Source organism: Thermodesulfobacteriota bacterium (assembly GCA_040753795.1).
GTDB lineage: Bacteria > Desulfobacterota > Desulfobacteria > Desulfobacterales > Desulfosudaceae > JBFMDX01.
Map to the genome: position 1 here is coordinate 1 of JBFMDX010000024.1, position 12,583 is coordinate 12,583.

At 57.4% G+C, this 12,583-nt stretch carries 9 protein-coding genes; 7 read left to right on the forward strand and 2 right to left on the reverse strand.

The annotated features are described in order from the left end of the window. Positions 1-85 precede the first annotated feature (85 nt). Positions 86-2,749: a formate dehydrogenase subunit alpha gene (gene fdhF, locus AB1724_18455; GenBank protein ID MEW6079795.1), complete on the reverse strand. Its 2,664-nt coding sequence runs from the start codon at positions 2,747-2,749 to the stop codon at positions 86-88. Positions 2,750-2,832: 83 nt separating this feature from the next. Beyond that, positions 2,833-3,045 carry a hypothetical protein gene (locus AB1724_18460; GenBank protein MEW6079796.1) on the reverse strand — a complete coding sequence of 71 codons (213 nt, stop codon included), beginning with the start codon at positions 3,043-3,045 and terminating at the stop codon, positions 2,833-2,835. Between the two features lie 162 nt (positions 3,046-3,207). Between AB1724_18460 and hmcA the strand changes: the two genes are divergently transcribed. The 7 genes from hmcA to AB1724_18495 are packed head-to-tail and all read left to right on the forward strand — an operon-like array spanning position 3,208 to position 12,543. Then, positions 3,208-4,791, forward strand: coding sequence for a sulfate respiration complex hexadecaheme cytochrome HmcA (gene hmcA, locus AB1724_18465; protein MEW6079797.1), 1,584 nt, complete (start codon positions 3,208-3,210; stop codon positions 4,789-4,791). A 24-nt stretch (positions 4,792-4,815) separates the two neighbouring features. Beyond that, positions 4,816-5,751: a sulfate respiration complex iron-sulfur protein HmcB gene (hmcB, locus tag AB1724_18470; GenBank protein MEW6079798.1), complete on the forward strand. Its 936-nt coding sequence runs from the start codon at positions 4,816-4,818 to the stop codon at positions 5,749-5,751. Beyond that, the gene (hmcC, locus tag AB1724_18475; protein ID MEW6079799.1) at positions 5,751-6,923 is read left to right on the forward strand and encodes a sulfate respiration complex protein HmcC; all 1,173 of its coding nucleotides are present in this window, start codon (positions 5,751-5,753) and stop codon (positions 6,921-6,923) included. Before hmcB ends, hmcC begins: the two co-directional genes overlap by 1 nt. A 29-nt stretch (positions 6,924-6,952) precedes the next feature. After that, a complete protein-coding gene (gene hmcD, locus AB1724_18480) occupies positions 6,953-7,096 on the forward strand; it encodes a sulfate respiration complex protein HmcD (protein ID MEW6079800.1) in 144 nt (47 codons plus the stop codon). Positions 7,097-7,099: 3 nt separating this feature from the next. Beyond that, entirely contained in the window at positions 7,100-8,611 is a 1,512-nt protein-coding gene (locus tag AB1724_18485) for a 4Fe-4S dicluster domain-containing protein (GenBank protein MEW6079801.1), read from the forward strand. Positions 8,612-8,622: 11 nt separating this feature from the next. Further along, positions 8,623-9,492 (forward strand): CoB--CoM heterodisulfide reductase iron-sulfur subunit B family protein, encoded by an 870-nt coding sequence (locus AB1724_18490; protein MEW6079802.1) that lies wholly within the window; start codon positions 8,623-8,625, stop codon positions 9,490-9,492. Positions 9,493-9,501: 9 nt separating this feature from the next. After that, a complete protein-coding gene (locus AB1724_18495; GenBank protein ID MEW6079803.1) occupies positions 9,502-12,543 on the forward strand; it encodes an FAD-dependent oxidoreductase in 3,042 nt (1,013 codons plus the stop codon). Positions 12,544-12,583: the final 40 nt, after the last annotated feature.

Genomic DNA, 12,583 nt, shown 5'->3' on the forward strand with positions numbered 1-12,583 from the left:
AAAAAGGCCGCCCTTGAATTTCTTTCGGGCGGCCTTTGTGTACATTTTTTATTTACTTGTTACGGACAGACTCCAGACGGTTCCATCACACTTTCTCCATCCGGACGGCGCAGATTTTAAACTCCGGTATCTTGGATACAGGATCAAGCGCGCTGTTCGTCAGTTTGTTGGCGGCGGCCTCAATAAAATGGAACGGCACGAACACGACCCCCCGATCGGTCACATCGGAAACCATGGCCTTTATTTTCATCTGACCGCGCCGGGAAATCAGATTGACATAATCCCCGTCCGCGAGATGAATGGCCTTCGCGTCCTCGGTGTTGACTTCCGCCAGCGCCTCGGGATAGATACGGTTTAACGCGGTGCCTTTCCGGGTCATGGTGCCGGTATGATAATGCGCATGGACCCGGCCGGTTGTCAGGACAAAAGGATATTCGCCGTCGCTGACTTCCGCCGAAGGCTTGTACTCGATGGGGAAGAACTGTCCCTTTCCCCTGGTAAACTGGTTGACGTGAAGGACAGGAGTTCCCGGGTGATTTTCATCCGGGCACGGCCACACCAGCCCCTCTTTTTCTATCCGATCATACCGGATGCCGGCGTAGCTCGGGGTGACCCTGTTGATTTCATCCATGATGGCGGACGCGTCCGTGTAGACCATGGGGTAACCCATTCTGCCGGCGATCTCCGTGATGATTCGATAATCATCCATGGCTTCGCCCGGGGCATCCAAGGCTTTGCGCACTCTCAGTACCTTGCGCTCGGTATTGGAAAATGTGCCGTTTTTCTCCGCGAAACAGACGCCGGGCAGTACCACATCCGCAATTTTCGCGGTTTCCGTCAGGAAGATATCCTGAACCACCAGAAAATCCAGTTTCGCCAGGCTCTTTTCCACGTGATTCAGGTCGGCATCACTGAGCAGGGGGTTCTCTCCCATGACATAAAGGGCTTTGATCTTGCTGCCGGCCGCCGGGATCATTTCCGTCACGGTCATGCCGATATCGGCGGGAAGGGACGCCACCTTCCAGGCCGCAGCGAACTTCTCCCGCACGGCGGCATCCGTTACCGGCTGATAGCCCGTGAACACGTTGGGGAGGCCGCCCATATCACAGGCGCCCTGCACGTTGTTCTGACCCCGCAGGGGATTGACGCCACCGCCTTCGACACCCACATTTCCGCAGAGCATGGCCAGGTTCGCCAGAGACTTTACATTGTCGGTTCCGTGTGTGTGCTGAGTGATTCCCATGGTATAAAGAATGGACGCGGGTTTTGCCGTCCCGTACATCCGGCCAGCGGCAACCAGGTCATCGGCGGGGATCCCCGTGATTTCCGATACATAGTCAGGAGTATAACGGGCAACGCAATTTTTCAGTTCTTCAAAACCGGTGGTCCTGGCCTCGATATATTCCGTAGCCTGAAGGTTCTCGCTGAGAATGACGTTGATGAGACCGTTGATCCAGGCGACATCCGTTCCCACCTTCGGGCGCAGCCACAGGTCACAGATATCGACCAGCTTGATCCGTCTGGGGTCGGCCACGATCAGCCTGGCACCGTTCTTCTGGACCGCCTCATAGATAGAGTTGGCGATGATGGGATGGTTTTCCGTCGTATTCGTTCCGGTAATGAGGATCACCTTCGCCTTCAGTACGTCCCTGGCGGGATTGGTCATTGCGCCGCTTCCGAAAGAGGCAGCCAGACCGGCTACCGTGGAGCTGTGTCAGAGGCGGGCGCAGTGATCGACATTGTTGGTACCGATCACCGCTCTCATGAATTTCTGAAATATATAGTTGTCTTCATTGGTGCACCGGGCGGAGGTCAGCCCGCCAATCGCGTCCGGACCGTATTCCTTTTTTATTTTACCTAACTTCTCGGCGACCAGGCTCAACGCTTCGTTCCAGGAGGCCTCGACCAGCCGGCCGTCCCGCTTGATGAGGGGGGTTTTCAGACGCTCTTCACTGGAGACAAACTCATAGCCGAACCGGCCTTTCACGCACAGACTGCCCTGATTCACGCTGCTGTCTTTTCGCCCCGTGACGGCGACAATCTGATTATTAAATATGTTCAGCTCCATCTGGCAGCCGCAGCCGCAATAAGTGCAGGTAGTGGGCACTTTCTCTATGGTCCAGGCTTTCCCCTTGATGTCGCTTAGATTTTCCGTCAGCGCGCCCGTCGGGCAGACCTGCAGACATTCGCCGCAGGAAACGCATGTTTCCGTATTGACCGCGAGCTGATGCACACCGTCTTCATTCTTCACCTCCAGAGCGCCGATCCCTTTGATTTCCCTGCAGGCGCTGACGCAGCGGAGGCAAAGGATGCAACGATCCGGCCAGTATCGGATCAGGGAGGTGGCATAGGTGGCGTTCTTTTCCTTCCGGGGAATCTGGTAGGGCACATCTTTGACCTGGAACTCAACCACCAGATCCTGAAGCGTGCACTCACCAGCCTTGTCGCAGATGGGACAATCCAGGGGATGATCGACCAGCAGGAGCTTCAGGGTTTCCTGCCGCATCCGAAAAAGATTTTCCGAATGGGTGGTAACCATGATGCCTTCCGCCACCTGGGTGTCACAGGCCGTTACCGGCTCCGGAAACCCCTGGACCTCGACCACGCACATGCGGCAGGAGCCGATGGGTTTCAGCCTTTCATGGAAACAAAGCGTCGGGATACGAATGCCGACGCTCCTGGCCGCTCCCAGGATGGTACTTCCTTCCGGCGCCAGGATCTCCTTTCCATCGATTGTCAATCGAACCATTTGAATTCCTCCGAAAAAACGGGTTTGCCAATATATCGATTTAAATATCAAGCGTTGTATTCGGGCGGCGCTGTCGCTTCCGGTCACTGACCTGTTTTTCGTTTTTTGCACCAACGCCACAAGGGGGAATAAGTATCAAAAACTTTTTCGATAATCAAATACTTTTTCACCCCTTTTCCGCTTTTAGACCAGTAGCGGAAGGCATGGTTTCCCGCCTGCGATCGCGATGCGCCTTCCGATTCAAGACGGGAATAAACTTGCGCCTTTTCCGAAATAACAGCAATTTTTTTTTGCAATCCGTAGAAAAATATTCTAAAAAGGAGGGTCGTTTTATTGCGGAAAAAACATTTTTCCGTGGAGGGTCGCCGGGCATGAGCGCGGGCCGTAACCGGATATAATCCCGGGATGCGGCGACAACCAGTTGAAACGGTTGATCATTATTTAAGGATTATCGGAAAATGATGACGAGAAAACATCTGGCTTATTTCGCCTGTGTGTTATCAATAGTCACGATGGGCATATTCTGCACCGACCTGTATGGACGGGATCCGTCTTCGCCGGAACCCTCGCAGCTTCGCCCTGACCTGATTTCCATCGACGGCCTGACCGCCTTCGGCCACCTGGAAAAGCAACCGGTTGAATTTCTTCACGATGCTCACACCAAGGCCCTGTCCGAAAAAAACCGCGACTGCACCGTCTGCCATCTACCGGAAAAAGACCGTATTTCCCTGAAGTTCAAAAGGACAAAAGATACGAACCGGGTCGAGGTGATGAATATTTATCACCAGGAATGCATCTCCTGCCACGGGGACATGAAAAAAGCGCGGGAAAAAACCGGCCCGGTGGAGTGCGACGGCTGCCATAAAGAACAAAAACAGTACGTTTCTTCCCGCCGGCCCATGGGGTTTGACGCCTCCCTGCACTTCCGGCATTCTGAAGCGCGGCAGAAAAAATGCGAGCAGTGTCACCACGAATATGACGAAAAAGAGCAAAAACTGTTTTATGCCAAGGGCCAGGAAGGCACCTGCCGCTATTGTCATCGTGCCGAAACAACGGACAAGGTCATTTCCATGCGCCTGGCCTCCCACATGGCCTGCGTCAATTGCCACGCCGGCAACCTGGCCAGAAAGATGGAAAGCGGGCCCATCGATTGCGCCGGATGTCACGACGCCGAGGCCCAGGCGAAAATCGAAAAAGTTTGGCCCCTTCCGAGAATGGAGCGGAAGCAACCGGACGTGGCGCTGCTGAAGACCGCGTCGAAACCGGCAGGGGAAGAAGAAAAACCGACCCGGATGAATTATGTGCCCTTTGATCATAAAGGCCATGAAACCTATAACGACACCTGCCGGGTCTGTCACCATGAAAGCCTCCAGCCGTGCAACCAATGTCATACCCTTACCGGAACAAAGGAAGGCAAAGACGTCCGCCTCGAAACCGCCATGCATCTGGCGGATACGGAACGAAGCTGCACGGGCTGTCATGCCGGAAAAACGCGGGACAAGAATTGCGCCGGCTGTCATGCCCTCATGGGAACAAAGCCGGCCAACGAAGATCGATCATGCCTGATCTGCCATATGACGCCGCCGTCTGGATACGAATCTCCCCTGACGCCGGAAGCGGAAAAGACCATGGCCGGCGACATGCTCCAATCCAGAAAACCGGTCACCGGCACCTACCCGGATGAGGATATCCCGGAGAAAGTGGTGATCAAGCATCTTTCCAGAGAATATGAAGCGGTCGAGTTTCCCCATCGAAAGATCGTCCGGGCGCTGGCGGATAATATCAAGGAAAACCGTCTGGCCGGGTACTTCCACGACCAGGAAGGCACCCTGTGCATGGGCTGTCATCATCACAGCCCCGCCTCGACAAAACCGCCCCAGTGCGCCAGCTGCCACGGCAAAACCTTTGACAGGGAAAATCCGTTAAAACCCGGCATCATCGGCGCCTATCATCAGCAGTGCATGGGCTGTCACCGGGAAATGGACATCGCCAAACCGGCCGGATGCACGGAATGCCATAAGAAAATCGAGTCAAACCCATAGTAAGTTGAGGAACATCACATGTCCATGTCACGAAGGAAGTTTCTCGGATGGATAGGCGCGGCGGGGCTGGGATCGGCCGTGGGAAAATCGGCCCTTGCCGGCGGCGGCAAGCACTTTGAAGGCTATCCCGACAGCTTCGGTGTCCTGCACGACATCACGCTGTGCGTGGGGTGCCGCAGCTGTGAAGCGGCCTGCGCCAGGGTCAACGAACTGCCCGCGCCCGAAAAGCCGTTTACCGATCTGACCGTACTCAATGAAAAACGGCGGACAACAGCCAAGACATTTACGGTGGTCAACAAGTATGCGATCGACGGCCGGAAAGCGCCTCTGTTCAGGAAGAACCAGTGCAATCACTGCCTGGAGCCGGCCTGCGCCTCCGCCTGTTTTGTCAGAGCCTTCCAGAAGACAAAAACCGGCGCGGTCGTCTACGATCCCTCCGTATGCGTCGGATGCCGCTACTGCATGATCGCCTGCCCTTTTGAGATTCCGACTTACGAATATGACGAGCCCCTGACGCCCCGCGTCATGAAATGCACCATGTGTTACCCCCGGGTAATGGAAGGAAAACTTCCCGGATGCGTGGAAGCCTGCCCCAAAGAGGCCCTGATCTTCGGCAAGCGGAAAGAACTGCTCAAGATCGCCCGGGAAAGGTTCCGCAAGTATCCGGGCCGGTATGTGGATCACATTTACGGCGAGACGGAAATGGGCGGCACCAGCTGGCTGTATATTTCCGGCGTTCCGTTCTCTCAAATCGGCATGCGGGAGGACCTCGGCGTCACCCCGGCCCCCGAGCTGACATCCGGCGCCCTGTCCGCGGTTCCCGTGGTGGTGGGGTTGTGGCCGGTGCTGCTGATGGGGATCTACGCCATATCCAAACGCAAGGAAATAATCTTCAATCAGGAACGGGAAGCACCGGCGCATGAAACGGCCGCGCCGGCGCCGGCCGAGGAGGATCTCTGATGTTCGACAAAACATCATTCGACGTCAAATCACTGCTGACCCCTTTTCATATCGTGGCCGGGCTGATTATTTTCCTCGGGCTGATCATCACCGTCCTGCGGTTTACCATGGGACTGGGGGCCGTGACCCATCTTTCCGACGACAACCCCTGGGGGCTCTGGATCGGATTCGATCTGCTGGTCGGCGTGGCCCTGGCGGCCGGAGGATACGTGACCTCGGCGGCCGTCTACCTTTTCGGAATGAAAAAATACCACTCCGCGGTCCGGCCGGCGGTGCTGACGGGATTTCTGGGATACGCGCTGGTCGTTTTCGCCCTCAATTACGACGTCGGCCGGCCCTGGCGCCTGCCCTATCCGTTTATCATGCAACAGGGCACCACTTCCCTGCTTTTTGAAGTGGCCGCGTGCGTCGCCCTCTATCTGACGGTGCTGTTTCTTGAATTCCTGCCGGCCCCCCTGGAATGGCTGGGATTGAAAAAAGTGCGGCAGCTGGCCGTCCGGCTGACCCTGGCGCTGACGGTGCTGGGCGTCGTGCTGTCCACCCTGCATCAGTCCTCCCTGGGCGCCCTCTTCCTGATCGCGCCGTCCAAGCTTCATCCCCTGTGGTATTCGTCCTATCTGCCGGTATTCTTTTTCATATCGAGCATCATCGCGGGGCTGTCCATGGTGATCTTTGAAAGCACGCTGTCTCACCGCTATTTTGCGGATAAAATGGATGAAACCCATCGCAGCGAAAAAGAGGGCGTAACCCTGGGGTTCGGCAAAGCCGCTTCCATGGTCCTGCTGGGTTACTTCACCATCAAGATGATGGGGATTGCCGCCGGCAACCACTGGCGGCTGCTGGGTACGCCTTACGGGATGTGGTTTCTGGTCGAACTGCTGGGATTTATCGCCCTGCCGTCACTCTTATACGCGGTCGGCGTCCGCAACAGGGATCTGGGGCTGATCAAATGGACCGCCGCCTGGACGGTGCTGGGCATTGTCATCAACCGCCTGAATGTCTGCCTGATCGCGTTCAACTGGCAGCTTCCCGCGAGCCAGCGATACTTCCCGCACTGGATGGAGATCTCTCTGTCCGTTTTCATCGTCACCGTGGGCATTGTTGCTTTCCGGTTTATCGTCACCCGGATGCCGATCTTTTATGAACACCCGGAATACAAGGATGTCCATTAAAAAGGCACAGCCTTAAGGAGACCGTATTGATGGAACCCGTTTATTTTACCTATCAGGAATTTTATACGCACACCAAGGGGGTGGTCTATGTTCTGATGATTGCCGCCCTGATCGGTTTTGTGTTCTTCTGGCGATTTCTGACCGGAAAAGACGACGAAAATAAGGAAATCTGAGACATGTTTTACACGCTTGCGATCTATTGCGCCCTGGCGGTCTTCGGGGTCGGCCTGCTCTATAAGATGTCAGGCTGGTTCCGGTTTCAGATCGGAACCGGTCCCGGAGAGACGACGATGTCGACCCGTGTTGCGGCCGTTCTGAAGGGCCTGTCCGGTGTCCTGTTCAGCCCCCGGCTGATGATCCTGATCCGCGTTTTTTTCCGGGACGTGCTGCTTCAGTTGCGGATTCTGGAAAAAGACAGGCTGCGCTGGATCATGCACATGCTGATCTTCACCGGCTTCATGTTCCTGTTCTTCACCCATGCCCTTGACCGGATCATCGCCACTCCCCTGGCCGACCGGTATTATTTGAAGCTCAATCCCTTCCTGATCGTTCCGGGGCTCATGGTCCTGGCGGGAATCGCCCTGGCCGTCTACCGGCGTTTTGTCCTTAAGGTGCCGCGACTGAAAACCGGCCCCATGGATCGTTACGCCCTGACCCTCCTGGCGGTGATCATGCTCTCCGGAATCGCCATGGAACTGACCAAGCTCACTTCCTACGAGTACTACCAGTTCTTCTGGAACATCCATGTCCCGGCCTGCCTCCTGGGCCTGGCCTATCTTCCTTTCAGCAAAATGCTTCACGTGTTCACCACCCCGGCCAGCCTGCTGGCCAACGGCGTCATGAATGAACATTCCGCCGCCGCCAACGTCATGACCCGCCAGGTCATGGAGCTGGATGCCTGCACGCGCTGCTGCACCTGCAGTCTCCACTGCTCGGTGGCGGTCGCCGGCGACAGCCTCGGCAATGATTTGATTCTGCCCTCGGAGAGAATGGCCTTCCTGAAGGATTATATCGCCGGTAAACAGTTGAGCCCGCGAGGGTTGGCGGCCATTCAGCAGGGCGTTTACCTCTGCACCAACTGCGACCGCTGCACGGTGGTCTGCCCGGCAGGCATCAACCTTCGGGATCTGTGGTTCCGGGTCCGGGAAGAGATGATTTTGCGCGGCCAGGCGGTTCCCCTGACGCTGACCCCCCTGTCTTTTTACCGGGGACTTCGTCAGCGGGAGCTGGCGCCGGATCAATATGCCGAGCCGCCGCGGAAAGCGCAGCAGGCTCTGGGCGGTGATGCCGCGCGGCTGCGGCAGCCGGAACAGACAATCGCACTGGCGCCGGCCGACGGAGGATTCGGTCTCTCCGCCGCCCTTTCCGGCCGCGCCGCCACCTTTGCCTCCTGTTTTACCTGCGAAAACTGCTCCACGGTCTGCCCGGTAGCCGGCAACTACGACGATCCCCGGGAGCATCTTGACCTGCTTCCCCACCAGATCATCCGTTCCCTGGTCCTGGGCCTGGAGGATCTGGCCATGGGTTCTAAAATGCTGTGGTATTGCCTGACCTGCTATCAGTGCCAGGAGCACTGCCCGCAGGGCGTTAAGGTAACCGATATCTTCTATGAACTGAAAAACCTCGCCGCGCAAAAGGCGGCCCGTACTTCCGTTCCGGCCGTTTCCGGGGAACGCGCCGCTCATTAAGGAATACGATAATGAAATATTCGTTATTTCTCGGGTGTAATATTCCGGCCAGAGTCCAGCACTATGAACTTTCGGCCAGGGCCGTGTGCAACCGGCTGGGAATCGAAATCGCCGACAACGACCAATTCAAATGCTGCGGCTATCCGGTCCGGAACATCGACGCCGGGACCTCCCTGCTCATGGCCGCGCGCAACCTGGCCCTGTCGGAAAAGACGGGCCTGGACATGATGGTGCTGTGCATGTGCTGCTTCGGCAATTTGAAGAAAGCCGCCCACCTGATCAAAAACAACCCGGCCCTCCGGGATGAAGTCAACGGAGCACTGTCCAAAGAAGGCCTGACCTGTACGGGAACAATCGGCATCCGGCATTTTCTGTCCGTTCTGTGCCATGACATCGGCATCAGCGCGCTGAAAGAAAAAGTGGTCCGGCCGTTTAAAAGCATTCGCATCGCGTCGCACTACGGATGTCACGGGCTGAGGCCCAGCGACGTCACTGAATTCGACAATCCCGTCGCGCCGGTTCTGCTCGATGAACTGGTCACGGTCACCGGCGCCGTCAGCGTCGACTGGCCGTTAAAGCTGGAATGCTGCGGCGCTCCCATGCTGGGCGTCAACGACGGGCTTTCCCTGGACCTGACCGGAAGAAAACTTGCCGATGCCAAGCGGTCCGGGGCCGATTATCTATGCGTCGCCTGTCCCTATTGTCAGATGCAGTTCGGCCGGGTCCAGCAGATGATGGCCTTGCAGCGCCAGATGGAAATCGGTGTCTTGAGCGTTTTATTTCCCCAGCTTCTCGGGCTTGCCATGGGCATCAAGGGAAGCGAACTGGGGATGGACAGGCATGTCCTCGATGTCAGCAGAATCGAATCATTACTGGAATAGGTGATCACCATGTCTCAAAAGAAAATCGGGGCAGTAATGGTCGTCGGCGGCGGCATTGCCGGTATGCAGGCGGCACTGGACGCGGCCGATTCCGGCTATTACGTCTATCTGGTTGAACGCTCCTCCTCCATCGGCGGGCTGATGGCTCAACTGGATAAAACCTTCCCCACCAATGATTGCGCCATGTGAGTGATCTCGCCCAAACTGGTCGAGGTCGGCCGGCACATCAATATCGAGTTACTGACATTATCGGAAGTATTGAACATATCCGGCGAGGCGGGAAATTTCGCTGTTTCCCTGCGAAAGCACCCCCGGTTCGTGGATATGGACAAATGCATCGCCTGCGGTCTGTGTGCGGAAAAATGCCCGAAGAAAGTCGCCAACGAATACGACGGCGCCCTGAGTCAGCGCAAGGCCATTTACGTCAAATACGCCCAGGCGGTACCGCTTAAATACGCCATCGATGCCGACCACTGCATCTTTCTGACCAAGGGGAAATGCGGGAACTGCAAAAAGGTCTGCCCCACCGGCGCCATTAATTACGACGAAAAGCCCCAGGACGTCACCCTCCAGGTGGGAGCGGTCATCCTGTCCAGCGGATGCGACCCCTATGATCCGAAAGGCCACGACAACTTCGGATACGAAAAATCCAAAAATATCGTCACCAGCCTGGAATTCGAGCGGATCCTGTCGTCATCCGGTCCCTACGGCGGGCACCTGGTCCGGCCGTCCGACAAAAAAGAGCCCCGGAAAATCGCCTGGCTCCAGTGCATCGGGTCCCGGGACGTCCATATCGGCGCCCGGGGGTACTGTTCATCGGTCTGCTGCACCTATGCCATCAAGGAGGCCATGCTGGCCAAGGAGCACTGCAAGGACCCCCTGGACGCGGCTGTTTTTTACATGGATATCCGCGCCCATGGGAAAGACTTCGAAAGGTATTACAACCGGGCCCGCGACCAGTATGGCGTCCGTTTCGTCAAGTCCAGAATTACCAACATCCTTCCCACCGAGAACGGCAATCAGCTCATCCGGTATTTTGACGAATCCGGCCGGCGGATGGAAGAAGAGTTCGATATCGTGGTGCTGTCCGTGGGCCTGGGGGTAAACCCGACGGCGGCGGCTCTGGCTCGATCCATGGCGGTCGACCTGGACGGTTATGGATTTGTTAAAACCAGCAGTTTCGAACCGGTCCGGACCTCCCGGCCCGGCATCTTCGTGTGCGGTTCCTTTGAAGCGCCCAAGGACATCCCCTCCTCCGTCATCGAGGCCAGCGCGTCGGCCGGCACTGCCGGCTGCGACCTGGTGGAAGCCCGCTGGACATTGAGTAAAAAGAAGGAATCACCGACGGAACTGGATACCCGCGGCGAACCGCCCCGTATCGGCGTTTTTGTCTGCTGCTGCGGCACCAACATCGCCGGGGTGGTCGACGTGCCGGCGGTGGTGGAATACGCCAGGACCCTGAAAGACGTCGTTTACGCCGAGAAGAACATGTTCAGCTGCTCCCAGGACACCCAGGACAACATGGCCAAAATCATCCGGGAGCAAAATCTCAACCGGGTGGTGGTCGCCGCCTGCACCCCCAAAACCCATGAATCGCTTTTCCAGGAAACCCTGACCAACGCCGGCCTGAACAAGTATGTATTTGAAATGGCCAACATCCGCAACCAGTGCTCCTGGGTCAACAAGGACAACCCGGAAGCCGCCACCGCCAAGTCAAAAGACCTGGTCCGCATGGCGGTGGCCAAGGCATCCCTCATCGAGCCCCTGACGGAAGCCGAACTGCAGATCAACCCGTCGGCCCTGGTGGTCGGCGGCGGCATTGCCGGCATTACCGCCGCGAAAACCCTTTCCGCGCAGGGCTACCACGTCTACCTGATTGAAAAAAGCAATCATCTCGGCGGCCAGGCCAGGCAGATTCAGGAAACCTGGCAGGGAGAAGATGTTCAGAAAAATCTCAACCGCCTGATCGAGGAGATCAAGGCCGACGACAAGATCGATATTTTCGCGAGCTCGGAGATTATCAAGGCGGACGGGTTCGTCGGCAACTACAAGGCCACCGTCCGGACCCCGGACAAGACAGTGGAGTTGGAGCACGGCGTCATCATTATCGCCTCCGGCGCCGGTGAGCTGAAACCGGATCAATATCTTTACGGGAAGGATCCGCGGGTGATGACCAGCCTGGAACTGGACCGTAAAATGATCGAAAAAGATCCGGCCCTGTCCCGGAAAAACACCGTCCTGTTTGTTCAATGCGTCGGTTCCCGGATCCCCGAACGGCCTTACTGCTCCAAGGTCTGCTGCACCCATTCCATCCGGAGCGCCCTGCGGCTGAAGGCCCTTAACCCGGAAACGGACGTCTATATTCTCTATCGGGACATGCGCTCCTACGGGTTACGGGAAGACCTGTACCGACAGGCCCGGGAGAAAGGGATCGTGTTTCTCCGTTATCGCGCCGAACAGGGGCCGGACGTGCGCGCGGAAGGCGGCTGTCTCAAAGTCCGCGTTGTCGACACCGTCCTCCGTCGCCCCCTGGAAATAACGCCGGATCTGATGGTGCTGGCCACGGCCGTCGTCCCCCCGGAAGACAATCCCCTGGCCCAGCAGTATAAAGTCACCCTGAACAACGACGGTTTCTTCATGGAGGCCCATGCCAAGCTGCGGCCGGTGGACTGCGCCACGGACGGTGTGTTCATCTGCGGCCTGGCCCACGCCCCCAAACCCATTGACGAGTCCGTTGCCCAGGCCACGGCGGCGGCCACGCGGGCGGTAACGCTCCTGGCCCGGAAGACCATCCGCACCAGCGGCACTGTTGCCGAGGTCGTTCCCTCGATATGCTGCAGCTGCGGAGTGTGCGTGTCCATCTGCCCCTACTCCGCCCCGTCCTTCATCGACAAGAGCGCCAGATTCAACCCCGGGAAAGCGACCATCAATCCGGCCCTGTGCAAGGGGTGCGGCCTTTGCGTGGCCTCCTGCCGGTCCGGGGCCATCCGCCTGAAGGGCTTTGACACGCAGCAGGTCCTGGCGCAGATCACGGCGCTGACCGAGGAGTAGACAGCCGGGCGCGGTCGTTGACGGAGACAGCCCCGGGGTC